General features: G+C 75.3%; 18 protein-coding genes and 1 pseudogene. 12 read left to right on the top strand and 7 right to left on the bottom strand.

Annotated elements, in window-relative coordinates; translation table 11 throughout:
- Positions 1 to 153: 153 nt before the first annotated feature.
- The 3 genes from ACWCXH_RS15925 (at position 154) to ACWCXH_RS15915 (ending at position 6,212) form a co-directional block, all read left to right on the top strand.
- Positions 154 to 1,233: a hypothetical protein gene (locus ACWCXH_RS15925; protein ID WP_449802019.1), complete on the top strand. Its 1,080-nt coding sequence runs from the start codon at positions 154 to 156 to the stop codon at positions 1,231 to 1,233.
- A 165-nt stretch (positions 1,234 to 1,398) separates the two neighbouring features.
- Positions 1,399 to 3,297 carry an HSP90 family protein gene (locus ACWCXH_RS15920; protein WP_449802018.1) on the top strand — a complete coding sequence of 633 codons (1,899 nt, stop codon included), beginning with the start codon at positions 1,399 to 1,401 and terminating at the stop codon, positions 3,295 to 3,297.
- The gene (locus ACWCXH_RS15915; protein WP_449802017.1) at positions 3,297 to 6,212 is read left to right on the top strand and encodes a hypothetical protein; all 2,916 of its coding nucleotides are present in this window, start codon (positions 3,297 to 3,299) and stop codon (positions 6,210 to 6,212) included. Before ACWCXH_RS15920 ends, ACWCXH_RS15915 begins: the two co-directional genes overlap by 1 nt.
- 60 nt (positions 6,213 to 6,272) lie before the next feature.
- On the opposite strand, the gene ACWCXH_RS15910 is transcribed toward ACWCXH_RS15915, so the two are convergent.
- Positions 6,273 to 7,532: a carbohydrate-binding protein gene (locus ACWCXH_RS15910; RefSeq protein ID WP_449802016.1), complete on the bottom strand. Its 1,260-nt coding sequence runs from the start codon at positions 7,530 to 7,532 to the stop codon at positions 6,273 to 6,275.
- Between the two features lie 199 nt (positions 7,533 to 7,731).
- On the opposite strand from ACWCXH_RS15910, the gene ACWCXH_RS15905 reads away from it, so the two are divergent.
- The gene (locus ACWCXH_RS15905) at positions 7,732 to 9,804 is read left to right on the top strand and encodes an NB-ARC domain-containing protein (protein ID WP_449802015.1); all 2,073 of its coding nucleotides are present in this window, start codon (positions 7,732 to 7,734) and stop codon (positions 9,802 to 9,804) included.
- Here ACWCXH_RS15905 and ACWCXH_RS15900 read toward each other — a convergent pair.
- The 4 genes from ACWCXH_RS15900 to ACWCXH_RS15885 form a co-directional block, all read right to left on the bottom strand.
- Positions 9,792 to 11,459: a translation initiation factor 2 gene (locus tag ACWCXH_RS15900; RefSeq protein WP_449802014.1), complete on the bottom strand. Its 1,668-nt coding sequence runs from the start codon at positions 11,457 to 11,459 to the stop codon at positions 9,792 to 9,794. The genes ACWCXH_RS15905 and ACWCXH_RS15900 overlap by 13 nt on opposite strands.
- A gap of 212 nt (positions 11,460 to 11,671) precedes the next feature.
- Positions 11,672 to 12,667, bottom strand: a complete 996-nt coding sequence (locus tag ACWCXH_RS15895) for an Lrp/AsnC family transcriptional regulator (RefSeq protein WP_449802013.1) — start codon at positions 12,665 to 12,667, stop codon at positions 11,672 to 11,674.
- On the bottom strand, positions 12,657 to 14,117 hold the full coding sequence (locus ACWCXH_RS15890) for an MFS transporter (RefSeq protein ID WP_449802012.1): 1,461 nt from the start codon (positions 14,115 to 14,117) through the stop codon (positions 12,657 to 12,659). Before ACWCXH_RS15890 ends, ACWCXH_RS15895 begins: the two co-directional genes overlap by 11 nt.
- A 169-nt stretch (positions 14,118 to 14,286) precedes the next feature.
- Positions 14,287 to 15,183: a LysR family transcriptional regulator gene (locus tag ACWCXH_RS15885; protein ID WP_449802011.1), complete on the bottom strand. Its 897-nt coding sequence runs from the start codon at positions 15,181 to 15,183 to the stop codon at positions 14,287 to 14,289.
- Between the two features lie 124 nt (positions 15,184 to 15,307).
- Here ACWCXH_RS15885 and ACWCXH_RS15880 point away from each other — a divergent pair, with 124 nt between their 5' ends.
- From ACWCXH_RS15880 to ACWCXH_RS15850, 7 genes and pseudogenes are all read left to right on the top strand, one after another.
- Complete coding sequence (locus ACWCXH_RS15880) at positions 15,308 to 16,255, top strand: DMT family transporter (RefSeq protein WP_449802010.1); 948 nt, start codon at positions 15,308 to 15,310, stop codon at positions 16,253 to 16,255.
- 147 nt (positions 16,256 to 16,402) lie between these two features.
- A complete protein-coding gene (locus ACWCXH_RS15875) occupies positions 16,403 to 17,320 on the top strand; it encodes a GNAT family N-acetyltransferase (protein WP_449802009.1) in 918 nt (305 codons plus the stop codon).
- Positions 17,321 to 17,355: 35 nt separating this feature from the next.
- Positions 17,356 to 18,147, top strand: a complete 792-nt coding sequence (locus ACWCXH_RS15870) for an aminotransferase class IV (protein ID WP_449802008.1) — start codon at positions 17,356 to 17,358, stop codon at positions 18,145 to 18,147.
- A gap of 45 nt (positions 18,148 to 18,192) precedes the next feature.
- Positions 18,193 to 18,411 (top strand): annotated as a pseudogene (locus tag ACWCXH_RS15865) (multicopper oxidase domain-containing protein); the annotation flags it as partial.
- 185 nt (positions 18,412 to 18,596) lie between these two features.
- Positions 18,597 to 19,955, top strand: coding sequence for a DUF2252 domain-containing protein (locus ACWCXH_RS15860; RefSeq protein WP_449802007.1), 1,359 nt, complete (start codon positions 18,597 to 18,599; stop codon positions 19,953 to 19,955).
- A 158-nt stretch (positions 19,956 to 20,113) separates the two neighbouring features.
- Entirely contained in the window at positions 20,114 to 20,656 is a 543-nt protein-coding gene (locus ACWCXH_RS15855) for a GNAT family N-acetyltransferase (protein WP_449802006.1), read from the top strand.
- Positions 20,657 to 20,730: 74 nt separating this feature from the next.
- Entirely contained in the window at positions 20,731 to 21,651 is a 921-nt protein-coding gene (locus tag ACWCXH_RS15850; protein ID WP_449802005.1) for a DUF6891 domain-containing protein, read from the top strand.
- A gap of 64 nt (positions 21,652 to 21,715) precedes the next feature.
- On the opposite strand, the gene ACWCXH_RS15845 is transcribed toward ACWCXH_RS15850, so the two are convergent.
- Together ACWCXH_RS15845 and ACWCXH_RS15840 are read right to left on the bottom strand one after the other, a co-directional pair.
- Complete coding sequence (locus ACWCXH_RS15845) at positions 21,716 to 22,621, bottom strand: diacylglycerol kinase (RefSeq protein WP_449802004.1); 906 nt, start codon at positions 22,619 to 22,621, stop codon at positions 21,716 to 21,718.
- On the bottom strand, positions 22,618 to 24,240 hold the full coding sequence (locus ACWCXH_RS15840; RefSeq protein WP_449802003.1) for an FAD-binding oxidoreductase: 1,623 nt from the start codon (positions 24,238 to 24,240) through the stop codon (positions 22,618 to 22,620). The genes ACWCXH_RS15845 and ACWCXH_RS15840 overlap by 4 nt, the downstream gene beginning before the upstream one ends.
- A 20-nt stretch (positions 24,241 to 24,260) precedes the next feature.
- Between ACWCXH_RS15840 and ACWCXH_RS15835 the strand changes: the two genes are divergently transcribed.
- Entirely contained in the window at positions 24,261 to 24,887 is a 627-nt protein-coding gene (locus ACWCXH_RS15835; protein ID WP_449802002.1) for a TetR/AcrR family transcriptional regulator, read from the top strand.
- Positions 24,888 to 24,899: the final 12 nt, after the last annotated feature.

Raw genomic sequence — 24,899 nt, 5'->3', positions numbered from 1 at the left:
GATAACAGATGACGGAATCTGTTCGCTGAAATCTGTCATCTGTTATCTGTCCGTTGTCATCTGTTGCCCCCCTCGTCAGGCCCGGTGCGGGCTGCGCGAACGGATGTCGGGCGCGCGTGATATGTACTGCATCTGGGCGGCCACTGTGCGGCCATGCGAGAGATGCCGATCACGTTCGAGGGGGACCACCCGATGCCGCTTTTCCGTCGCCGTTCCGGCGAGGACGCCACGCAGGGCCAGTCCGGCCGCCGCGGGCTCGGGTTCGGGCGCGGGAAGCGGACGGCCGAGCCCGCGCCCGTCCCCGCAGGCCCGGTCCCGGCGCTCGACCCGGCCTTCGGCGACGAAGCGGTGCGCCTGATGCTCGGCCAGGCCGCCGTCGGCGACTGGGCGGCGCTGCGCCCCGCGCTCGCCGCCGTCGAGGACCAGGCCGACCGGACGTGGATCCTCGGCGCCCTCGCCGACGTCGACGGCGTCGAGGCCTGGACGGCCCGCGCGATCGCCGACCACCCCGACGACGCCCTGCCCCTCCTCCTCTCCGGCGCCCGGCACGTCACCTGGGCCTGGGAGGCCCGCACCGGCGCCCGCGCCAAGCACGTGACGGAGGAGCAGTGGAAGCTCTTCCACGAGCGCCTGGACACCGCCGAGGAGCAGCTGCTGGAGGTAGCCGAGCGCGAGCCCGGCTGGCTCGCGCCCTGGTACTTCCTCCAGATCAGCGCCCGCGGCGCCTCGCTCGACGCGGAGGTCGCCACCTGCCGCTTCGAGGCCGCGCTGCGCCGTGCCCCCGGTCACGCCGCCTCGCACCGTCAGCGGCTCCAGCAGCTGTGCGCCAAGTGGGGCGGCTCGCACGACGAGATGCACGACTTCGCCCGCTCCGCGATGCTCGCCGCCCCCGAGGGCAGCCAGCTCGGCGAGCTGGTCGCGCTCGCGCACCTGGAGCGCTGGCTGGACCTCCCCGACGGCGAGGACCACGCCTACCTCACCAGCCCGACGGTCCTCGCGGAGCTCCAGGAGGCCGCCTCCCGGTCCGTCCTGCACCCCGACTTCACGTCGGTGCGCGGCTGGCAGAGCGCCTTCAACACCTTCGCGATGGTCTTCTCGCTGGCCGACCAGCGCAAGACCGCGCACCTGCTGTTCGACGCCCTGGACGGCCTCGTCACCGAGTCCCCCTGGCACTACCTGGCCGGTGACCCGGTCGCCGGCTTCCGCGCCCACCGCGACCGTTGCGCCCGCTGACGGCCACCGTCGCCCGCTGAAGCCCGCAGAACTGAAGCCCGCACAGCTGAAGCCGCTGAGCTGAAGCCCGCCGAACGCCCGCCGGCGCGCGGAAAGCCCGTCGACGTCGCCGCGCCGCCAAGGCCCCAGACCTCCTCACCCATCAAGCGATCGAAAGAGCCCCCGGTGTCCCCATCCGAGAACCCGACGAGTGCGCAGAGCCCGGCGAGCGCGCACACCTTCCAGGTGGACCTGCGCGGCCTGGTGGACCTGCTCTCCCACCACCTCTACTCCAGCCCCCGCGTGTACCTGCGCGAGCTCCTGCAGAACGCGGTCGACGCCATCACCGCCCGCCAGAAGCTCGACCCCGGGGCGCCGGCCCGGATCACCGTCCGCGCCGACGACGAGCTGACCGTCACCGACACCGGCATCGGCCTCACCGAGGCGGACGTCCACACCTTCCTCGCCACCATCGGCCGCAGCTCCAAGCGCGACGCCGACGGCGGCCTGGACGGCGCCGGACTGGCCCGCGCCCGCGGCGACTTCATCGGCCAGTTCGGCATCGGCCTGCTCGCCTGCTTCGTGGTGGCCGACGAGATCACCGTCGTCACCCGCTCCGCCGCCACCCCGGACGCGCCGGTGGTCGAGTGGCGCGGCAGTTCCGACGGCCGCTACACCATCCGCACGCTGCCCGCCGAGGCCAGGCCCGAGCCCGGCACCACCGTCACCCTCGCCCCGCGCGCGGACGCCGCCGAGTGGACCCGCTCGGGCCGGGTCCTGGCGCTCGCCCGGGACTTCGGCAGCCTGCTGCGCCAGGACGTGACGGTCGTCGACGCGAACGGCACCGAGCACCGCGTCAACCAGACCCCGCCGTGGGCGCGGCGGCACGGTTCCCCGCTCGCCCGCCGCGACGCGCTGACCGAGTACTGCCGCTCCGCCTTCGACTTCGCCCCGCTGGACAGCATCGACCTGGACCTCCCGCTGGTCGGCCTGCGCGGCGTCGCCTACGTCCTGCCGGACGCCGCCCCGCCCTCCCGCCGCTCCGGCCACCGGGTGCACCTCAAGGGCATGCTGCTCACCGACCAGGCCGACGAACTCCTGCCCGACTGGGCGTTCTTCGTCCGCTGCGTGGTCGACACCGACGGCCTGCGCCCGACCGCCTCCCGCGAGGGCCTGTACGCGGACGAGACGCTGGCCGCCGTCCGCGACGCGCTCGGCGCCCGGATCCGCGACTGGCTCACCGGCCTGTCCGCGAGCGACCCGGCGCTGCTGCACCGCTTCCTGTCCGTCCACCACCTGGCGGTCAAGGAACTCGCGCGCTACGACGACGAGTTGCTGCGCATCATGCTGCCCTGGCTGCCGTTCGAGACCACCGACGGCAACGTCACGCTGGACGAGTTCGCCCGCACCCACCCGGTCCTGCTGGTGACGAAGACGGTCGAGGAGTTCCGCCAGGTCGCCCCGATCGCCGGCGCTGCCGGGCTCGGCGTCATCAACGGCGGCTACACCTACGACCGCGACCTCGTGCACCGGCTGCCCGAGATCCGCCCCGGCGTCTCCGTCGCCGACCTCGACCCGGGCACCGTCACCGCGCACCTGGACACCGTCGACCCGGCCGCCGAGCTCGCCGCCGCCGCGTTCCTCACCGTCGCCCGCGAGGTGGTCGGCCGCTTCGACTGCGACGTCGCGCTGCGCAGCTTCCACCCGACCAGCGCCCCCGCCCTGCTGCTCGACAACCGGGAGGCCCGGCACGAGCGCACCCGGGCCCAACTCGCGGACGAGGCGGACGGGTTGTGGGCGGACATCCTCGGCTCGCTGCGCGCCGAGGTGCCCCGCGCCCAGCTGGTGCTCAACCACCTCAACCCGCTGGTGCGCCGCGCCGCGTCGCTCACCGGCAGCCGCGACCTCACCGTCACCGCCGTCGAGGCGCTGTACGGGCAGGCGGTGCTGATGACCCGCCGCCCGCTCAAGGCGAGCGAGAGCGCCCTGCTCAACCGCTCGTTCATCAGCCTGCTCGACCACGCCATGCTCGGCCACGAGGCGGCCGGGGGCCGTGGCGCCGGCACCGACCCGAAGGAGGCGTGATGCTGGACACCCCCGACGCGGTGATGGCCGCGCTGCGCGAGAACGACGCCCGCCCCTACGGCCGCCAGCGGACCGTGACCGCCGAGGAACTCGTCGACGCCGCCGAGCAGTTCGACGACACCGGGGTGCGTTCGATGGCCCTGCTGGAGCTGATGGAGGCGTACCAGTACGACGGCGAGCGCAGCAAGTCGCCGGTGGTCTTCGCCCGCGTGCTCAAGCTGTGGGACACCGACCCGGACGGCTTCGGCGAGTGGGCCCGGGACCAGGTGTTCTGGCGCTTCAAGTGGGTGGCCGGCTCGCTGATCGGCACCCCGGACGTGCCGCTGGAGGCGATCCGCCGCTGGCACACCGAGATGCGCGACCGCTACCGCGCGGCCGGCTTCGGCCTCCAGCCGTACTACGCCCAGCGCTACCACCTGGCCGCGCACATCGGTGTCGGCGCCGAGGACGCCTACGAGCTGTGGACCGGCCGTCCGCGCACCGAGCTGAGCGACTGCCCCGCGTGCGAGATCCGCGCCCGCGCCAACCACCACGTGCGCGCCGGCGACGACGCGCGGGCCCTGGAGGTCTGGCGGCCCGTCCTCGGCGGCCACAGCACCTGCTCCGAGGAGCCCTACCTCAGCCATGCCGCCGCCCTGGTGCCGCTGCTGCGCGAGGGCCGCCTGGACGAGGCCCGTTCCAGTCACCTGGTCGGCTACCGCTTCGCCCGCGGCAAGGCCGGCATGGCCCGACCGGTCGGCCAGCACATCGAGTTCTGCGCGCTCTCCGGCAACGAGCCGCGCGGCCTGGAGATCCTCTCCGAGAACCGCGACCTGTTCGCCGCCACCGGCGACCCGGTCGGCCGCCTGGAGTTCCTCACCGGCGTCGAGGTGCTGGCCGCCGCCCTCGCCCGCCAGGGCCACGGCGAGCTCGCGGTCAGCGGCCCGCCCGGCCGCAGCTGGACGGTCGACACGCTGCTCGCCCACGTCCGGACGGAGGCCGGCGCGCTCGCCGCCCGCTTCGACGCCCGCAACGGCACCGACGCGGTCGGCGCCCGCCGCCGCGCCCGGCTGGAGCGCGGGCCGCTGCTCGCCGAGCCGCTCGCGCTCGGCGTCCGCGCCGCCGTGGCGCCCGACCTGGCCGGCGCCCCGGCCGCCGCGCCCGCGCAGCGCCGCGAAGTCGAGCCGGAGCCCGAGGACTTCACCGCCCTCGTGGTCCGCGCCCGCGAGCTGGACCTGGTCGGCCACCCGGACGCCGACCGGCTCTGGCGCCGGATAGCCGAGCGTTTCGAGGCCGACGGCTACGTGCACGAGGAAGGCACCGCGGCGGGCACCGCGGCCCGGCTGCGCGCCGAACTCGCCGAGCAGCGCGCCCACGAGGCGCTGGAGCGCGACGACCACGCCGCCGGCAAGGCCCAACTGCTGGCCGCCGCCGACCTGTTCGAGCAGGAGGGGCTGCTCGGCCAGGCTCTCATGGTGCGCACCCGCACCCTCGTCGTCGAACTCGGCGAGGTCGAGGGCCTGGCGCCCGACTGGCCGGCGCTCGACGAAGCGCTGCGCCGCGCCCGCGAGTTGCGCGCCACGGGCTGCATCAGCGACGACGACTACCTGATCGTGTTCCAGTGCCGGGCCTTCGCCGCGCACCACGACCTGATCGCCGCACTGCCCGAGCCGCCGGCCGACGCCGTCGCCCGGTTCGAGGAGGCCGTCGGCGCCTACCGCGCCGAGAGCGTCGCGCTCGGCTCGGCCCGGCGGGCGGCCACCTCGCGCCAGTACGCCGCCGACGCCGCCGCCCGGCAGGGCCGGATGGCCGAGGCGGCGGCCGAACTGAGCGATGTCATGGCGCAGTTGGACGCCGCCGAACTGCCGTGGCAGGCCCCGCGGGTGCTCGGTCTGCTCGGCCAGGTGCTGCTGCAGAGCGGCGAACCGGCCCAGGCCGTCGAGGTGTTCCACCGGGCGCTGGCCGAGGCCACCCGCTGGGGCGACGACTCCTACCCGTTCGCCCCCACCTACATGATGCTCGGCCACGCGAAGGCGCACACGGGCGACGACGGCGGGGCGATCAGGGCCCTGTCGGAGGCCGCTGCGCGCTTCGACCGCAAGGGCCGGCCGGCGGCCGAGGAGGCCGCCCAGGTGCGGCTGCAGCTGGCCGACCTGCTGCGCGGCGGCGGTCGGGTGGTCGACGCGGTGGCCGTGCTGGAGTCGGTGCTGCTCGACGCCGCCGCACCGGAGCTGGACGAGCGGTTGATGGCCCAGGTCCGGCTCGACCTCGCCCGCGGACTGTTCGCGCTGGAGGAGTACCGCGACGCGGCCGAGGAGTACCTGCGCCTCGCCGACACCGTCGCGGGCTGGGAGGACCAGTCGACGCACACCATGGTCGCCTGCGAGGCCGCCCTCGCGCTCGCCCACGCCGACCGCTGGGAGGCGGCCGACGCGGCCCGCGAGCGAGCCCTCGCGGCGCACGCCGAGGCGCCCCAGTGGGACCAGGTGGCCGGGACGCTGCGCGACTTCGCCAAACTGGTGATGCGCGCGCACGGCCCGGAGGGGCTGGCGACCGCGCTCGCCCGGCTGGCCGAGGCGGACGGCGTCGGCGAGGCCGCCGAGCGGGCCGGGGCATCGTACAACTCGTGGTTCCTGCGCGGCGGTTCGCACTACGAGCGGGCGCGCTGCCTGGCCCTCGCCGGGCGGTTCGAGGAGGCGCTGGCCGAGGCCGAGCGGGCGATCCCGGTGTACGAGGAGGGCGGTGAGGAGGCCGAGTCGCCGCGTGCCGAGGCGGTGCGGCTGGCCGCGCTGATCGAGGGCACCGACCTCGGGCGGACGCAGGCCGCGGTGGCCCGGCTGACCGCCGCCGTCGACCGTTGTCGGCGGGTCGGGCTGCCGGAGGCGGCGGAGATCCTGGCCGACCTGCGGGAGCGGATCGCGGGCGACAAGGGCTGACGGCGAGGGGGCGGGCCCGGTGACGCCGAGCGGGTCCGCCCCTCCCCGCGTTCAAGGCCGTCAGCAGGGGCCGTCGTCGGCCCAGACGCCCCATTGGCCGCTGGCGCTCGGAACCTCGTTCAGCGTCCACCATTTCGCGTGGTAGTCGTGCCCGTTGTACGAGACCTTGTTGCCCGCCGTGTACGTGGTGCTCGCGCTCCACGCCGGGAGGGTGCAGGTGCCCGGGGTGGTCGGCGGCGTGGTCGGGGGAGTTGTCGGCGGCGTGCTGGGCGGTGCCGCGCCGGCGAACTTCACCGTGTACTTGGTGAAGTCCCAGTCGCTCTGCGCCACGCTGGAACAGGAGCCGGACAGCCCCGGGTCCACCGGGCCCTGGCACTGGCGGTCGCGGTTGACCGACCAGAAGGTGTACCGGGCCAGGTTGTGCGCGGTGGCGAAGTCCAGCACGGTCTGGAAGTCCGCCTGGTGGAAGTACTCGGCGGCGTCGGTGCGGCCGTTCATCATCGAGACGCCCTCGTGGGCGTACGCGGTGGCCTGCGACCAGCCGAAGGTGGTCTGCAGGAGCTGGTTGAACTTCACCAGTGCGTCGGTCTGCGCGGCGGCGCCGTTGAACCCGCCGTCGAACGGCATGATCGAGTAGTTGTTCGGCGTGAAGCCCTGGGACTTGGCCTCGCCCAGCATCTGGGTGCCGAACCAGCCGGTGCCCGCGTTGGTGCCGGCCGTGGTGATCGACACGTACAGGCCGGGGTTGTTCTGCTGGAGGATGCGGGCGGCGCCGATCTCGTTGTGGATGGCGGACGTGTTCTCGTACTCCGGCTCCTCCAGGTCGAAGTCGATCGCCTTGAGCCGGTACTTGGCGATGACCTGCTGGTACCCGGCGGCGGTCGCCTCCGGCGTCCCGCAGACCTGGCCGAGCTTGGTGCCGCCGTAGCCGCCGACCGACACCGAGACGTCCCCGCCCTTGCCGCGGATCGTCTGGATCACGGACGGCATGGTGGTGTCGGAGTCGATCGAGGACGTTCCGCCCCAGGAGGGGGCGCAGCTGTTGCCCTGCGCGAGGACGAAGGCCAGCTGGAAGGCCTTCTGCCCGGTGGCGTCCATCACCGCGGCGGCGTCCGGCGGGCTGTTGTCCTCGGGCATCAGGTACGGCGCCGAGGCGTACCAGTTGCTGCCCAGGCCGGTGGTGGTGTCGGCGGACGCGGAGCCGGAGGCGGTGACGGCGCCGACGCCGCCGGCGACCAGTCCGAGCACGCCGGCGACGGCGACGACGGCCCGGCGGGAGATGCTCTGGCGCGCGGGATGTGGGGGAAGAGCGCGTTCCATCGGAAGCCTTTCCAGGAAACGGCAGGGGGACGGGGCCCGTCCGCGCCGTACGTGGGGGCGGGCGCGCGGGCCGAACGGTCCGTCGGCACGGGGTCGTTGCCGAAGGCTGTCACTGGTATAGACCTTTTTCTGAATGGTGGTCAACCCCGAATCGGTCAAGCCGATTCCGCGAGACCGCGGCCAGCCCTAGAGTTGACGGGTGGCCAACGAGACCTCGAACCGGGTGGACGGGCAGGTGCGCGCGGGCAGCATCGTCCAGGCGCGGAGCATCGGGCACCTGTGTGTGCACGCACCGGCCGTCGAGCGGGATGCGCCCGTCCAACTGCCCCCGCCGCCCAAGTACTTCGCGGACCGGACCGTCGAGCAGGACCTGGTGCTGGCCACCGTCGCGGGCGATCACGGTGAGTCGGCGGACGGCCCCCTGGCGGTGTGCGTCAGCGGCATGGGCGGCATCGGCAAGACCGAACTCGGCTTCCGCCTCGCCCGCGAGCTGCGGCGCCGCGGCCACTGCCCCGACGGCGTGTTCCACGTCGACCTGAACGACCTGCGGCGCGACGGCGTCGTCGAGATGGCCGACGCGCTCGGCGACCTCTGCCGTTCGCTCGGCCGGGGTGACGCACTGCCGGCGGGTTACGCCGAGCGGCGCCGCGAGTACTGGGCGGCCACCCAGGACAAGCGGCTGGTGGTCGTGATCGACAACGCCCAGAGCGGCGCCGAGGTCCGCCCGCTGCTGCCGGCCTCCGGCGCCGCGATCGTGGTCGTCACCAGCCACGCCCGGCTGGCCGACCTCGACGGCACGCGATCCGTCGACCTCCCGCTCGGCCCGCTCTCCGGCGAGGACGCCACCGGCCTGCTGCGCGCCACCGTCGAGGACCCCCGGCTCGCGGACGATCCGGCGGCCGCCGCCGAACTGGCCGGGTGCTGCGCGGGCCTGCCCGCCGCGATCCTGGTGGCCGGGCGACTGCTGCGCAAGCGCCGGAACCGGGAACCGCGGCGGCTGATCGACGAACTCACCGCCGGACTCCGCGAGGAGGGCGTGCCCGTGGTCGAAGCGGTCTGGAACGCCGCCTACGAGCGGCTGGAGCCCACGGCGGCCCGGCTGTACCGGATCCTCCCGCACCACCCCGGCCCGGTGGTCACCGTCCCGGTCGCCGCCGCCCTGCTCGGCTCCGGCCTGGACCGGGCCGAGGACGCGGTCGACGAGCTGACGGACGCCGGCCTGCTGCTGCGGCGGCCCGAGGGCCTCGGCATGCACGACCTGCTGCGCGGCCACGCGCTCCGCAGGGCCGGCACGGGCGCGGACGCCCCGGGTGACGTCCGGCGGCGACTGGTGCGCTGGCTGCGCCGCCAGGCGACCAGGGCGGACCTCCTCGCCGCGGGCACCCGGCTCATCGTCTCCGGCCCGGCGCCGGAGGAGCCCGCACTGGCCGACGTGCCGGACCTGGAGTTCGCCGACAAGCACGCGGCCATGCACTGGTTGGAGCTGGAGCACCTCGCCCTCTTCGGCGGCGTGCGGATGGCCCACGAGGACGGGCTGGACGACGACGCGGTCGCCCTGTGCGAACCGCTCTGGACGCACTTCCTCGACCACCAGCACTACGCCGACGTCACCGACGCCTTCCGCTACGGCCTGGCCTCCGCCCAGCGCGCGGACTTCACCGCCGGGATCGTCCGCATGCACTGCCAGCTCGCCCGCCCGCTCTGGGAACAGCGGCGGTACGCCGAGGCGGAGCGGGAGATCGACGCCGCGATCCGGCGCGGCCGGCTGCTCGGGGACCGGGACGACGAACGGAAGTTGTACGCCTCGGCGATCGAGTTCCGCGGCAAGCTGGCCTCCGTCCAGGGGAACTGGGCGAACGCCGTTCCCGACTTCGAGGCCGCGCGCGAGGTGCACCGGGCGATCGGCAACGAGTACGGCGCGATGCTCCAGACCTACCTGATCGGTCGCGGGGCCGTCGCGATGGGCGAACTCGACCGTGCCGTCAAGCTATTGACCGAGGCGCACGGGACGGCGCGGCGGCTCGGCCGGGACCGGATGTCCTCGCGCACCGGCTTCGAACTGGCGGTGGCCCTGCGGCGGACCGGCCGCCGCGAGGAGGCCGCACGCCTCTACCGGGCCGCCCTCGACGGGGCCCGGGCGCGCAGGTCGGCGGCGGACGAACTGCGGGTGCTGGAGGCGCTGGTGGCCTTCTGCGAGGAGGGCGGCGACGCTGCCGGCGCCGAGGGCTACCGTACGGCGATGGCGGATCTGATCAGTCGTCAGGCGGGGTGATCCAGCTCGGCCCCGGTGGCGGGTGCCAGGTCGACGCGGTAGTCCGTGCCGCTGATCCGGGCGGTGAGCGAGCCGGGGAGCGCGAGCGGACGGACGCCCAGCCAGGCGTGGACGGCGGAGAGGACGGCGGCCGGGTCGGCCAGGCGGATCAGGGCGCCGGCACGGGTGGGGCCGACGCGGACGGTGAACGGCTCGGCGCCGTCGCGGCGGACGAGACAGGCGGCGGGGGAGAGGACGACGGCGGCGGTGCGGCAGCCCGGGTACTCGTCGAGCACCTCCGCCGTCCAGTCGCCGGCCGTCCGGTACTCCTGGTGCCAGTAGTGCTGCCCGTGCTGCCGGTTCGACGAACCCTCTCCGCACCGCTGGTAGATCAGCGCCGCGCTCTGGAGCTGGCGGACGCCCGCCCGCCCGTACTCGGCGGCGCGGTGGTGGAACGGCAGGTCGGTCCACGGCGGAAGCCGCTCGACCGTGACGTGCCGCCCCTCCGTCCCGGCCCGGACGGCGAACGCGGCCGGAGTGTGCGGCGTACGGTCCGGCCCCGGCACGGGGAGCGGGCGCGACCGGACGGCGTGCTCGGGCTGGGCCAGCCCGAGCAGCTTGTAGAGCTCCGGGCGCAGCGTCTCCAGCGACTCCCCGGCGAGGGCGAAGGCCCGCTCGGCGAAGCGGCGGGTCCGCGCAGGCGCCGCCGAGGCCAGGTCGACGGCGGCGGTGTCGAGGTCCAGGCGCGGGACGGAGGCGAGCAGTTCGTCCATCGGGCTGCCCGGGACGAGCTCGCTCGCGCCGACGCACCCGGCCACGACGGGCCGGTCCAGGGCGGCCGCGTACAACGCCACCGACCCGTGATCGGAGATGACGACGTCGCACGCGACCAGCAACGCCGCCCACTGCTCGTACGGCGCCGCCAGGACCAGGCCCGCGTCCAGGGCGGGCCGTAGCTGCCGGGCCAGGTCGAAGGCGCCGGTGCGGCTGTACTCGTTGGGGTGCACGATCAGTGCCAACTGGTAGGCGTCGTACGGCAGCCGGGCGGCCAGCGACGCGGGCAGCTCCGGGCGGCGGGCCAGCAGGGACTCCGGGCCCCAGGTGGACGACAGCACGACGAGCCGACGCGCCCCGGTGCCGAGGGCGGCGCGGACGGCGGCGCGGCGGTCCAGCGATTCGAGGATCCGGTCGAGGGTCGGGTCGCCCGCCACGATGGCGTGGCCGCGGGCGGAGGGGATCCGGGCGGCCAGGCGCTCGACCTGGGCGGGGTGGGCGAGGGCGTGCAGCGTCGCGGTCGGCCGGCCGTCGTCCAGCAGGAACGCCGGATCGAGGCCGGACGGCAGCGCGGGCGAACCTTCGTCCGGCAGCGCCTTGTTGAAGCCGGCGCCGTGCGGGAGCAGCACCTGGTGGCCGCGCAGGCCGCCGAGCGCGCCTTTGGGACTGGCGGTCAGGATCAGGTCGTGCGGGGAGGCCAGGGCCTCGGACCACGGGAGGCAGCGCGCTCCGGCGGCCTCGACGGCTGCGAGTGCGTCGGCGTCGAACTCCGAACCGGGGACGAGCGTGAACCGGCAGCGGACCCGCTCGTCACCCTCGAAGACGGGCAGTAGATCCAGCAGCCGGTGCAGCGCGGCCGCCGACCGCACGGCGAACAGCACCCGTGCCGGCGCCACCGCCAAGGCTGGCTGGCTGGCTGGCTGGCTGGCTGGCTGGCTGGCTGGCTGGCTGGCTGGCTGGCTGGCTGGCTGGCTGGCCGACGGTGCCGTACCACACCTCGGCGCCACCCGTCGAGGGTGGCCGGGCGCCGGCTCGGCGTGAGAGGGACGGTCCTGCGCAGGCATAGGGGCGATGCTAACCGCCCGCGCGGCACGGCAGGCCGTGACCCGGGGCGTCAATGGGGAGCGCGGGTGGGTGGAGGCGGGATCGGACCGGCGGCCTTGAGGGTCTGGAGGACGGGGGCGGATTCCAGGGAGGTGATGCCGGGGATCGCGGCGAGGTGGCGGGTCAGATAGCGGTGGAGGTCGGCCGGGTCGGTGCAGAGGGCGGTGGCGGCGAGGTTGGTCGGGCCGGTGGTGGCAGCGACGAAGGCGAGCTCGCGGTGGCCGGTGAGCGCTCGGGCGACGCGGTCGAGGTCGGCGGGGACGACGGTCATCCAGAGGAGCGCCTGCATGCCCGCGCCGAGTAGGCGGGCGTCCAGCTCGACGTCGAGGAAGACGGCACCGTCGGCACGGAGTTCGGCGAGGCGGCGGGCGACGGTCGCGGGGGTGCGGCCGGTGGCGGCCGCGAGGTCGCCGAGGGCGGCGCGGCCGTCGTGGTGGAGCGCGGTGAGCAGTGCCCGGTCGGCGGGGTCGAGGCCTGACGACGGCGACGGGGGGTCGAGCGGCACCGGGTTGGATGCTGCCCGCCGGAGCCGCGCCTGCTGGTCCTCGTCGAGGGCGCCCGTGCCGCCCGGCCAGGCGGTCGAGCCGCCGCGATAGGTGTGCAGCAGGCAGTGGGCGGAGACGGCCGTGACGGTGGCGGTGCGCGGGATGTCGCGCAGGAGCAGGGTGTGGCCGTCGTCGCCGGGCGCGGTCTCGACGACGGCGGTGATCTCGGTGCCGCCCGAGGTGAGCTTCACCCAGGCCGTGTCGCCGCGTCGCACCAGAGCGCGGGCGACGCTCTGGGCGGTGTGCGGACCGGCCGTGAGGCGCAGCAGCCACTGCGTGCGGCCGGTGCGGTGCGAGTCGGCGAGCCCGACGACCCGCAGGCCCGCCTCGGCGCGCAGCCGCCGGTAGCGGCGGGCGACGGTCTGGGGCGAGACGCCGAGCACGGCGGCGATGCGGCTGAACGGGACGCGGCCGTCGATCCGCAGGGCGTGGACGAGTGCGCGGTCGAGCTCATCGAGCATGCGTGGTTTCCAGGGGTTCGGTCGCCGGTTCCCGAGCGGGCTGCGATTCTGCGGGGCGCTCCGATTCTGCCGGGCCCGGGCGGCCGGGCGCGCGCATCGCCCGCCCGGCCGCCGCGACCACCGCCAGCGCGGCGAGACCGGCCCAACAGGCGCGCTGCGCCCCGCCGGTGTCCGCGGACGCGAGGTAGACCCGGCCGAGCGCGGCGACGCCGAGGGTGGTGCCGAGCTGCTGGAGGGCGTTGAGGAGGCCGGCGGCGGAGCCGATCTCCTGTGGCTGGAGCGGGTGCAGGGCCGCGGTGAAGAACGCGGGCGTGAACAGGCCCTGTCCGATGCCGACGACGGCGAGTGCGCACGGCAGCAGCGCCGGTCGGCCGCCCGCGCCGAACGCCCCGGCGGTGGCCAGGACGCCCGCCGCCATGACCGCGAGTCCGGCGGTGCGCACCCGCGCCCCGTACCGGCGGACGAGGTACGCGCCGGCGCACCAGGAGGCCGCCGCCATTCCGGCCGAACAGGGCAGGAGGGTCAGCCCGGCGGTCAACGCGTCGGCGCCGGAGCCGACTTGGAGCTGGAGGACGACGACGAGGGTGAGCCCGGTGCCGACCCCGAAGAACAGTGCGGAGCACACCAGCGCGGCCGGGAACCGCGTGGACGCGAAGAGGCTGGTCTCGACGAGTGTGCCGCGCCCGCGGCGCGCGCCACGGCGCTGGTGAGCCGCGAAGGCCACCGCGACCGCGCACCCGGCGGCGAGCGAGGCGAGCGCCGGGCCGTCCGCTGCGCCGCCGGACCGCAGCAGCGGAAGCACGATCAGGGCGGTCGCGAGGGCGGCGAGCGCGGTGCCCGCCGGGTCGAGGCCGGGGCGCCGGGGCGCGCGGTCCTCGGCGAGGAGCGGGGCGAGCGTCAGGACGGCGAGCGAGAGCGGTACGTTGACGAGGAAGACCGCGCGCCACGAGGAGCCGAACAGGTCGGCGTGCGTGAGCACCCCGCCGAGGACCGGGCCGCAGACGGCCGCCAGGCCCATGACCGGGCCGATGCTGCCGAGCGCGCGAGCCGTCTCGTCGCCGCGGAACATCGCCTTGATGAGACCGATGGTCTGCGGCACGATCAGCGCCGCCGCCGCGCCCTGGACGGCCCGGAAGGCGAGCAGCACGCCGAGGGTGGGCGCGCCGGCACAGGCCAGGGAGGCCAGCAGGAAGGCGGCCACCCCGATGCGGAACACCCGTCGCCGCCCGGCCCGGTCGCCGAGCCGGGCGCCGGTGAGCAGGAGGACGGCGAACGGCAGGGTGTAGGCCGAGGTGAGCCACGGCACGGCGGACATCGGGCCGCCGAGTTCGGCGTGCATGCGGGGAGCAGCGACCTGCACGATCGTCGCGTCCAGCAGGTTCATCGCCTCGGCCGTGAGCAGCGCGGCGAGCGCCGCCCGGCGGCGGGGGTGTGGTGCGGGGGTGGACAACGGGCCTCCCTCTGACAGCGGGTCGGAACGCCCGCCACCTTGCGGCCGGTGCGTCACCGGATCCAGCGGACCAGCCCTCCGACCGCGAAAAGTTCCACCGGGGGCGCCCGAGCCGCCGGCAAGTGCCATGCCGGCAAGTGCCACGCCGGCATGTGCCACACCCGCAGGCTCACCGCCTCGCGGGAGCCTCCACGGCCGGCACCGAGGACACCCTCGCCAACAGGCCGCTCACGGCCGGGGACCACGGGCGGGTGGTCGGGCCGGTGAGCGTCAGGGTGCGGTGGACGGTGGGGCGGATCGGGACGAGGACGCAGTCCGCCGGGATCATCGTCAGCGCGAGTGCGGGCATCACCGAGATGCCGACGCCCGCGTGCACCATGCCGATGAGCGTGTTGAGGTCGCGGATCCGGTGCCGCGGGGCGAAGCGGGTGCCGGCCCGGCGGTAGGCCTCGCGGATGTGGCGCTCGCAGCCGCCCTCGGACAGCAGGAAGTCGTCGTCGTCCAGGTCCGCCACGTGGATGGTCTCCTGCTCGGCGAGGGGGTGGTCCCGCCGGAGCAGCGCGTGCATGGAGTCCGCGCCGAGCGAGACCGCCCCGGGCGGGAGCGGCCCGGCGTCCACCAGGACAGCGGCGTCGACCGTGCCCGCCTCCAGCCAGACGGCCAGCTCGGCGTCCTCGCCCTCGAAGATCCGGACCGTCACCTGCGGGTGCGCCGCCGCCCAGTCCCGGAGCAGCCCGGGCAGCAGCACCTGGCAGACGGTGGTGGGCGCGGCCAGCCGGACGGTGCCGGTGAGGCCGCCCGAGTGCCGGGTGGCGATGGCGCGGACGGCGGCGGCCGAGGTGACCGCCGTGCGGGCGTGCGGGAGGATCTGCTCGCCCAGCGGGGTCGGCCGGGTGGGGTTGCCGCGGTGCAGGACGGGCGCGCCGAGGGTGCGCTCCAGGGCGGCGACCGCGTGCGAGACGGCGGACTGGGTGATGCCCAGGTCGTCGGCGGCGGCGCCGAAGCCGCCGGTGTCGGCGACCGCGATCAGGGCCCTGAGCTGGGCGAGGTTGACCTCCGAGGCCATGAGACTTCCTCATCCATTCGGCGTCATCACTTGTTGGACTCATGCTCCTTGGCGGGGCCACCCTCTGTCCAGGACGGACGGCCCGGAACGGACCGTCCCGAACGGAGAAGCGGGAAGGACGGAGGTGGTCGGAGTGCGGCGCTGGTGGCCGGGTTTCGTGGTGCTGTCGGCGATCTGGGGCGCGAGCTTCGCCCTGATCAAGGTCGCGGTGGACGCGGGGGTGCCGCCCCCCTGGGTGGCGCTCTGGCGCAGCCTGCTCGGGGCGGGGACGCTGTGGGCGATCCTCGCGCTGCAGCGCGAGCGGGCGCCGCGCGAACGCGCGGCCTGGGGGCACTCGGCGGTGGTCGCGGTGCTGCTCAACACCGTGCCGTTCACCCTCTTCTCGTTCGGGGAGACGAAGGTCAGCTCGGTGCTCGCCGGGGTGATGAACGCGACCACACCGCTGTTCACGCTGCTGTTCGCGGTGGCCACGGTGGCCGAGGAGCGCAGCCCGGGCGCGCGCCGGCTGAGCGGTCTCGCGCTCGGCTTCGCCGGTGTGCTGACGGTGCTCGGCGTCTGGCGGGGCGTCGGCGCGGGCGAGGTCGTCGGCGGGCTGGCCTGCCTGGGCGCCGCGTGCTGCTACGGCGCGGGCTTCGCCTACCTGCGGCGCTTCCTGGCCGGGCGGCCGTACACCGCCGCGGCGCTGTCGGCCGTCCAGATCACCTGCGCCGCGGCGGAGCTGGCCGTCATCGCGCCGCTCGGCGCGGGCGCGCCGCACTGGCCCGGCACGGGCCCGGCGGCGGCGCTGCTGGTGCTGGGGGCCGCCGGCACCGGCTTCGCGTACGTGCTCAACCTCGGCCTGGTCCGCTCGGCGGGCACCACGGTGGCCTCCGCCGTCACCTACGTGACGCCGCTCTGGTCGACGGCCCTGGGTGCGGCCCTCCTCTCCGAACCCGTCGGCTGGAACGCCCTCGTGGGCGGCGCGGCCGTGATCGCAGCCGTCGTGCTGACCCGGCCGGCGCGCCCCGAGGCGCCGGTGGAGCGCCCGGCAGAGGCCCAGCAGGAGGCGTGCGCCGAAACGGTGCGCGGTTGAGAGGCGCGCGGACATTCGGAACTCCCTTCCCGGCACGAGGCGGACGGCTGAATTCGTATCCGATCTGACGTTCGGTGTCCACCGAATTACGATCCGTGCCCGCCGCGGGTCTATCGTGGCTGCGTGGTGAGGTCCTGGGATGCAGCGGTGGAACGGGCGCAGGATCGGCTGGCGGCGGGGCCGCGGCTGGCCGTGGTGCCCGAGGGGGACGAACGGCGCTTCGCGCTCTGGGACTTGGCGTCCCTGGTGGAGGGCGAGCTGGGGGAACGGGTGGAGCCGGACGGGCTCGCGCCGGAGGCCGAGCGCGCGTGGCGCGAGCGGCTGGGCGAGAGCGGCCGGGAGTGGCCGGGCGGCGAGCTGTACCGGCACCGGTACTGGGTCCTGGGCCCGGACGGCGCGGTCGCCGGGACGGTGGCCGTCGACAACTGGACGAGGGGGCGCCAGCTTGCCGTCTCCTCGCTCTACCTGCGGCCGGAGGCCCGCGGGTGCGGCCTGGCCGCCGGCGTGCTGGACGACGTGTACGCGGCGGCCGCCGCCGAGGGCCTGCCCGGATTCCGGCTGGAGGCGCACTGGACCTGGCAGCACGCCGTCCGCTACTACCTGCGCCGGGGCCTGTGGGTGGTCGGCTGGAAGCACTCGCTCGCCCTCGCCCGGATGCCCCAACTCCCGCGCTACCGCGTGCGGGAGGAGGACGGGCGGCTGCTCCTGCTGGTCGAGGACGGCGCGCACGGGTGGGTGCCGCTGCTGGCCGCCGGGCGCGAGGGCCGTTGGCTGCGGCTGGACGAGACGGCCGCCTACCGGGGCGCGGACGGCTGGGTGCACGGTTACGCGCGCTCGACGCTCGCGCTGCACCTGGCGCTCGCCGGCCGCCCGCTGGTGCGCGGACCGCAGTGGTGGGCGGAGGCGTGGCGCTGGTCCGACACCGGGGAGCCGGAGGGGCTCGCGTACAAGATCGAGCACTTCGAGCAGCTGGCCGCGGCGGCGGGCCGGCGGTTCGTCACCCCGTACCGGCCGGTGTCTCCGGGCGAGCAGCGCGCGAGGCGGGACGCAGGAGCCGGGTTCTAGGCGGAATCGCGCGGGGGGACTGCCAGACTCGTGCCATGGCTGACATCGAGATCGACGGCGCCCCCGCCGACGCGGCGCGGGTGGCGGCGCTGGGGCTGCTGAACTACGGGCACTTCACCACCCTGCGCGTCGAGGCCGGCCGGGTCCGGGGCCTCGCACTGCACCTGGAGCGGCTGGTCCGGGACTGCCGGGCGCTGTTCGACGCCGGGCTGGACCCGGCCGTCGTGCGCGAGCGGATCCGCGCGGTGCTGCCGCCGGACGGGGCGGCGGCGATCGTCCGGGTCACCGTCTACGATCCGGAGCTCGGCCTGGAGCGCCCGTCGGGCCCGGCCGTGCCGCGTCTGCTGGTCACCACCCGACCGGCCCCGGCCGCCGTGCCGGGCCCGCTGCGGGTGCGCACGGTGGCGTACGTCCGGGAGGCGCCCGAGGTGAAGCACGTCGGGCTGTTCGGCCTGATCCGCCACCGCCGGAGCGCCCAACTCGCCGGGTATGACGACGCGTTGCTCGTCGACCCGGCGGGCCGGGTGACCGAGGGCGCCACCTGGAACATCGGCTTCGTCGACGACGGCGGGCGCCTGGTGTGGCCGCAGGGCCCGAGCCTGCCGGGCGTCACCGCCGCGCTGCTCGCCGGCGCGTACGACGGGCCGCAGGACCGCGAGCCGGTGGACGCCACCGGGCTCGACCGGTTCACGGCCGCGTTCGCGGTGAACGCGGGCGTCGGCCTGCGCCCGGTGGCGGCGATCGACGGCACGTGCTTCGACCCCGGCCACCCCGTCCTCGCCGAACTCCGCGCCGCCTACCGGGGGGTGGCGGCCGACCCGGTGTGAGGGGCTTCGGCGACACCGAGGTCCGGCGCTTCTCCGGCGACCTCCCCCGTCCACGTGCACCTCAACCAGTTCCAGGTGCTGTCGCGCGACGGCAGGGGCCCGGGGCCGTACGACGCCGGGTGGAAGGACACCGTCGACCTGCGGCCGGCCGAGGCGGTGGAGGTGCTGGTGCGGTTCACCGACCACGCGGGGACGTACATGCTGCGCTGCCACAACCTAGAACACGAGGACATGGCGATGATGGCCGACTTCGCCGTGGAGTGACGGCCGGGAGGCGGCGGGGCGGCCCCCGGAAACCGCCCCGGTGAACGGGCCCCGGGAATGGCGCCGGGGGAATCGGGGGATCATCCGTTCGGCGCAGCGCCGGAGGGCGCGCGGTGCGCCCTCCGGCGGCGGTCTCATAGCCTCGCTCGGAGGGGCACCCGCCGAGGCCGACCGAGGAGCCGCGCATGACCACTCCCACCGAACGCCGCCGCCTGGGCCGGGCCGCCCGCGAGCGCGTCTCCCGCTCCGCCCACGGCCGGTGGATCCCCGCCGCCGACCGGCCCGACCCGGTCGCGGTGCTGGAGCGGCAGGGCGAGGGCCGGGTCGCGCGGCTGCTGCCGATCCGCTACGGGCGGATGGCGGACACCCCCTTCACCTTCCTGCGCGGCGCCGCCGCCGTCATGGCCGCCGACCTCGCGGCCGGGCCCGACACCGGCCTGACGGTCCAACTCTGCGGCGACGCCCACCTGTCGAACTTCGGCCTGTACGCCTCGCCGGAGCGCTCCCTGCTCTTCGACGTCAACGACTTCGACGAGACGTACCCCGGCCCCTTCGAGTGGGACGTCAAGCGCCTCGCCGCCAGCGTCGCCGTCGCCGCCCGCGACAACGGGCACGACGAGGAGCGCGTCCGGCGCGCTGCCCTGAGCGCCGCCCAGGGCTACGCCACCGCCCTGCGCCGGCTGGCCGGGATGGGTGAGCTCGACGTCTGGTACAGCCGGATCGACGGCGCCGACCTGCTCCCGCTGGAGCGCGGGCGCAAGCAGCGCAGAGCGGCCGAGGAGGACCTCGCCGCCGCCCGGCGCCGGACCAGCCTCCAGGCCTTCGGCAAGCTGACCGAGGAGCGGGACGGGCGGCGGCGCATCGTCAGCGAGCCGCCGCTGATCGAGCCGCTGTCGAAGAACGAACTGCGCGGCGTCGGCACGATGTTCGGCGACTACCGGGCCACCCTCGCCGAGGATCGCCGGGTGCTGCTCAACCGCTTCCGCTTCGTCGACGCGGCGCTGAAGGTGGTCGGCGTGGGCAGCGTCGGCACCCGCTGCTACGTCGTGCTGCTGGAGGGCCGAGGCGGACGCGACCCGCTGTTCCTGCAGCTCAAGGAGGCCGGGCGGTCGGTGCTGGAGGACCACCTGCCGGCCGCCCGGGTGGACGCCGAGGTCGCCGCGCACCACGGCGGGCGGCGCGTCGTCACCGGCCAGCACCTGATGCAGGCGGCGAGCGACATCTTCCTCGGCTGGACCACCGGCCCGGCCGACCGGCACTTCTACGGCCGCCAGCTGCGCGACATGAAGGGCTCGGCGGACGTCGCGGACATGGCCCCCTCAGGCCTGCGCGCCTACGCCGACCTGTGCGGGCGCACCCTGGCCCGCGCCCACGCCCGCACCGGGGACCGGCTCGCCATCGCGGGCTACCTCGGGGCGGCCGACACCTTCGCCGAGGCGGTCGCCGACTTCGCGGTGCGGTACGCGGACCGCACGAAGCTCGACCACGCGGAGCTGGTGGCGGCGATCGAGGCGGGCCGGATCAAGGCGACGCGGGGAGTGTGAGCGCCGCGAGGCGCTCCAACTGCTCGCGCTGGGAGGGGAGGTCGCGCGCCGGACGGGCCGCCAGGTGCCGTGCGCGAGCGGCGGTTCAGCGGATGAGCGCGGCGGCGACGTTCTCCAGGGGTTGCCTTGGTCGGTGTGGGTGGCGTTGGCTTGCGTGCATGAGTGAACTGCGCACCGAACGCCTCCTCCTGCGCCGCTGGCGGGCGACCGACCTCGAACCCTGGGCCGCGATGAACGCCGACCCGGAGATCCGGCAGCACCTCGGCGAACTCCTCACGCGGGAACAGGCCGACGCCTCCGTGGCCCGCTACGAGGCCGCGTTCGAGGCGCGCGGCTACGGCTGGTGGGCGGTCGAGGTGCGGGCCACCGGGCGGTTCGTCGGGTTCGCCGGGCTCGACGACATCGACGAGGAGGTCCCCGTCGACGGAGTCGAGATCGGCTGGCGCCTCGCCCGGTCCGCCTGGGGCCACGGCTACGCCACCGAGGCGGCCCGCGCGGTGCTCGGGTACGGCTTCGACACCCTCGCCCTCCCCGAGGTCCTCGCCGTCACCACCGCCACCAACCACCGCTCCCAGGCCGTCATGCGGCGCCTCGGCATGACGTACGACCCCGCCGCCGACTTCGAGGACCCGGCCGCGCCCGAGGGCCCGCTGCGGCACAACGTCGTCTTCCGGATCGGCCCCGGCACTGAGCGGCACTGACCGGTACTCACCGGCACCGGCCGGGACTGACCCGCCGTCGGGGCGTTGTCAGTAGCGTGTGCCAGGGTGGCCCCATGTTGGCGATCACGGTGCAGGAGAACGACGGGACACGGCACGTCGGGGCGAGTGCGGACGACCTCGGGGGCCTGGTCGCACGGCTGGGCGCGCCCGGGGACAACTTCGTGGTCGTGCAGCGGATACCCGACCTCCCCGACATCTACATCCAGGTCCGGCACACCGAGGGCGGCGACTACTCCCTCGAACACCGGGACGGTTCCGCCGAACGGCACTTCGAGGTCAGGCTCGACGATCCCGGCGCGGTGATCGCCGCCATGCTCGGCTGGGCGCGCCGCGAGCCCGGCTGGGGCGACGGGCTGGACTGGAAGCCGCTCGACATGGGCCCCGCGCCCGAGCCCGTGCCGCCGCTCGACCTGCCCGCCGCCGAGCGCCGCGACCTGGAGGAGCGGCTGCGCCTCACCCTGGCCTGCGGCTACACCACCCGCGCCGGACTCGCCGAGGAGGCCGAGGAGTACCTGGTCTCCCCGGACCGCCGCCCGGTCTCCCGCGAGCAGGCCGAGGAGCTCGCCGACCGGCTGTGGCTGGAGCGCGTCGGCGAGCAGACCGGCTGGGTCGGCGAGACGGACCCGGAGCGCCTCGCCCGCGCCTTCGCCGCCCTGGAGGCCGACGGCATCACCGCCCGGGAGCACTTCACCTGCTGCCGCTCCTGCGGCGAGGCCGAGATCGGCGCTGCCGGTGCCGACGATGCCCGCGGATTCGTGTACTTCCACACCCGGTGCACCGAATCCGCCGCCGAGGGCCGCGGCCTCTCCCTGCTCTACGGCGGCTTCGACGGCTCCCCGCTCACGACCACCGCCGTCGGCCACGAGGTGGCGGCCGCCCTGGCGGACGCCGGCCTGCCGGCCGTGTGGAACGGCGACCCCTCCACCGCGATCGAGATACGCCCGCTGAGCTGGCGCAAGCGGCTGGTGGGCTGAGCCGGCACGACGTACGCACACATCCCTGCTCGCCGGGCGCGCCGCCCCGAACGGCCCGGGCGGGTCAGGGGACCAGCAGGTGCAGGGCGTTGGGGACGGCGGTGACGTCGACGGGCAGCGGGGCGATGAACTCGCCGTCGGCGTAGGACGTGATGCCGGGGGACTCGATCCGGAGGGACGGGGTGCGGTGGGTCGCGACCTCGGGGTGGTGGATGTGGGTGCCCTTGAAGATCGTGGGGAAGAAGCGGGCGATCCGCAGGCGGGGCATGGCGGCGACGAGGGTGAGGTCGAGCAGGCCGTCGTCGGGGAGTGCGGCGGGGCAGACGAGCATGCCGCCGCCGTAGCTGCGGGTGTTGCCGACCGCGGCGAGGGTGAGGTCGCGTTCGATGACGGTGCCGTCGGCGAGGGTGATGCGGAAGGGCAGCGGGCGCAGGTTGGCGAACTCGGCCAGGATGGCGAGGTTGTAGCGCATCCGGCCGCGCGGCCAGCGCAGGCGGTTGGCGCGGTCGCTGACCAGGGAGTCGAAGCCGGTGGCGAGGACGGAGCCGAACCAGCGGGTCGCGCCGTCCGGGCCGGTGATGCGGCCGAGGTCGACCGTCCGGGTCCGTCCGGCGGCGATGACGTCGGCGGCGGCCTCGGGGTCGTCGCGCGGCAGGCCGTACTCGCGGGCGTGGTCGTTGCCGGTGCCCGCGGGGACGACGCCGAGCGGGACGGCGGTGCCGGCGACGGCCTGGAGGGCGAGGTTGATCATGCCGTCCCCGCCGACCACGGCCACCGCGTCCGCCCCGCCCGCGACGGCCTCGCGGGCGAGGCGGACGGAGTCCTCGGCGTCGCGCCCCGCGTACCGCTCGACCTCGATGCCGAGCGCCCGCAGCCGGGCGACGGCCCGCTCGGCTGCGGGCGCGGCGTGCCCCGCGCCGGCCGCCGGGTTGGCCAGCAGCGCGACGGTTCTCGGCGCGCTCGCGCTCACGGGATCAGCTTGCCCGGGTTGAGGATGCCCGCCGGGTCGAGTTCGGCCTTGACCGCGCGCAGGATCCGCACGCCCAGCTCGCCGATCTCGTCGGTCATCCAGGGCCGGTGGTCGGCGCCGACGGCGTGGTGGTGGGTGATCGTGCCGCCCGTCGCGACGATCGCGTCCCCGGCCGCGCGCTTGGCGGAGCCCCACCGGGTGAGCGGGTCCTCGCCGAGGGCGGCGACGACGGTGAAGTAGAGCGAGGCGCCGGTCGGGTAGACGTGCGAGATGTGGCAGAGCACGAGCGCGCCGGGCAGCGCGGTGGTGAGCGCCTCGGTGACGGCGACCCGCAGGTGCGGCAGGCGGCTCCAGTTCGCCGCCGTCTCCAGGGTCTCGCACAGCGCGCCCGCGCCGAGCAGCGAGTCCCGCAGGTAGGGGGCGTTGAAGCGGCCGTGCTCCCAGGCCCGGGCGGGGGCCTCGCCGAGCGAGGTGCCGCCGGCGGCGAGGAGGACCTCGCGGGTGAGCTGGTGCCGGGCCGCGACCTGTTCGGCGGTGCCCTCGAAGACGGTGACGGCGAGGCAGCCATTGACGGCGGGCGCGCCGCCGATCTGCTCGGTCATGGCCAGGTTGACCATGGTCTCGGCCTCGTCGGAGAGCCGGATGACGGTCGGGCCGGTGCCCTGCTGCTCGACGGCCCGCAGGCCGGCGGTGCCGGTCGCGAAGTCGGGGAAGCTCCAGGCCTCGTACGCCTTGACGGCGGGCACCGGGTGCACGCGGACCCTGACGGCGGTGATGATGCCGAGCGTCCCCTCCGAGCCGAGGAAGAGCTCGCGCAGGTCGGGACCGGCCGCGGAGGCGGGGGCGCGGCCGAGGTCCAGCACGCCGACCGGGGTGACGACGCGCAGGCCGCGCACCATCTCGTCGAAGCGCCCGTGGCCGGCCGAGTCCTGGCCGGAGGAGCGGGTGGCGGCGAAGCCGCCGATGGTCGCGAAGCGGAAGCTCTGCGGGTAGTGGCCGAGTTCGTAGCCGCGCTCGGCGAGCAGCGCCTCCGCGGCCGGGCCGGTGAGGCCGGCGCCGAGGAGGGCCTCGCCGGAGGTCTCGTCGAGGTCGAGCAGCGCGTCGAGGCGGCGCAGGTCGAGCGAGACGACGGCGGCCAGCCCGCCGCGCTCGGGGTCGAGGCCGCCGACCACGCTGGTGCCGCCGCCGAACGGCACGACGGCGATGCGGCGTTCGGCGCAGAGCGCGAGCACGGCGGCGATCTCGTCCTCGCTGCCGGGCAGCACGACGGCGTCGGGCGCGTCCTGCGGCTCGCGGCTGCGGCGGCGCAGCAGGTCGGGCGTGGACTTGCCGCCGGCGCGGGGGAGGCGGTCGGCGTCGGCGGCGCTCACGTGCGCCTCGCCGACGGCGGCGGCGAGCGCCTTGAGGTCGGCCTCGGTGAGCCGGGAGGGGCGCAGGCGGACCTCGTCGGCGGTGGGGCCGGGCGCGGCGTCGCCGGTGACGCCGAGGGCCGCCGCGAGCAGTCCCTTGATGTCCGCGGACAGCTCCTTGGCGAGCGCCGGGTCGCCCCAGGCGTCCCACTTCATCGGGGGGAGCGGCAGCGCGGCGTCGGCCGGTCCCGCTTGCGTCTCAGGTGCCATGCGTTACAGTTTCACACATCATGTCAAGTAGTAACGCCACCTCCTCCGCGGACGACGCCCAGCGGCCGCGCAACGCCGGGCAGCCGCGCAGCACCGACGACGCGATCCTCGACGCCGCCGCCGAGCTGATCGTCCACCTCGGCGTGCGCCGGACGCAGCTGGCCGAGATCGCGCGCCGCGCCGGGGTCAGCCGGCCGACCGTCTACCGGCGCTGGCCGGACGTGAAGGCGGTGATCGGCGCACTGCTCACCCGGGAGATCCTGGTGGCCACCCAGGAGGGCGTCGTGCTGGACGTGCACGACCGCGAGACCTTCGTCGACCGCGTCGTCGAGGTCGCCGTCCGCCTGCGCGACCACCCGGTGCTCGGCGCGCTGCTGCACTCGGACGATTCCGACCTGCTCCTCGAGTACGTCGTCGAACGGCTCGGCACCAGCCAGCGCGGCCTGCTCGAAGCGCTGCGCACCGGCATCGAGCAGGGCCAGGCGCACGGCTCGATCCGCACCGGCGAGCCGCTCGAACTGGCCGCCATGGTGCTCCTGATCGCCCAGTCCACCGTCCAGTCGCACCGCATGGTCGCCTCCCTGCTGCCCGAGGCGGCCTGGCGGCGCGAACTGGCCAGAGCGTTGAACGGATACCTCGCGCCATGACGCCCTCCTCCG

This window comes from Kitasatospora sp. NPDC001660, assembly GCF_053596725.1.
This window is presented reverse-complemented; position numbering and strand designations above follow the sequence as displayed.

Coding starts and splice junctions, on each gene's coding strand:
- ACWCXH_RS15925 (WP_449802019.1), top strand. CDS start 154: ATGCGAGAGATGCCGATCACGTTCGAGGGGGACCACCCGATGCCGCTT.
- ACWCXH_RS15915 (WP_449802017.1), top strand. CDS start 3,297: ATGCTGGACACCCCCGACGCGGTGATGGCCGCGCTGCGCGAGAACGAC.
- ACWCXH_RS15910 (WP_449802016.1), bottom strand. CDS start 7,532: ATGGAACGCGCTCTTCCCCCACATCCCGCGCGCCAGAGCATCTCCCGC.
- ACWCXH_RS15895 (WP_449802013.1), bottom strand. CDS start 12,667: ATGCTCGATGAGCTCGACCGCGCACTCGTCCACGCCCTGCGGATCGAC.
- ACWCXH_RS15885 (WP_449802011.1), bottom strand. CDS start 15,183: ATGGCCTCGGAGGTCAACCTCGCCCAGCTCAGGGCCCTGATCGCGGTC.
- ACWCXH_RS15870 (WP_449802008.1), top strand. CDS start 17,356: ATGGCTGACATCGAGATCGACGGCGCCCCCGCCGACGCGGCGCGGGTG.
- ACWCXH_RS15860 (WP_449802007.1), top strand. CDS start 18,597: ATGACCACTCCCACCGAACGCCGCCGCCTGGGCCGGGCCGCCCGCGAG.
- ACWCXH_RS15855 (WP_449802006.1), top strand. CDS start 20,114: ATGAGTGAACTGCGCACCGAACGCCTCCTCCTGCGCCGCTGGCGGGCG.
- ACWCXH_RS15850 (WP_449802005.1), top strand. CDS start 20,731: ATGTTGGCGATCACGGTGCAGGAGAACGACGGGACACGGCACGTCGGG.
- ACWCXH_RS15840 (WP_449802003.1), bottom strand. CDS start 24,240: ATGGCACCTGAGACGCAAGCGGGACCGGCCGACGCCGCGCTGCCGCTC.
- ACWCXH_RS15835 (WP_449802002.1), top strand. CDS start 24,261: ATGTCAAGTAGTAACGCCACCTCCTCCGCGGACGACGCCCAGCGGCCG.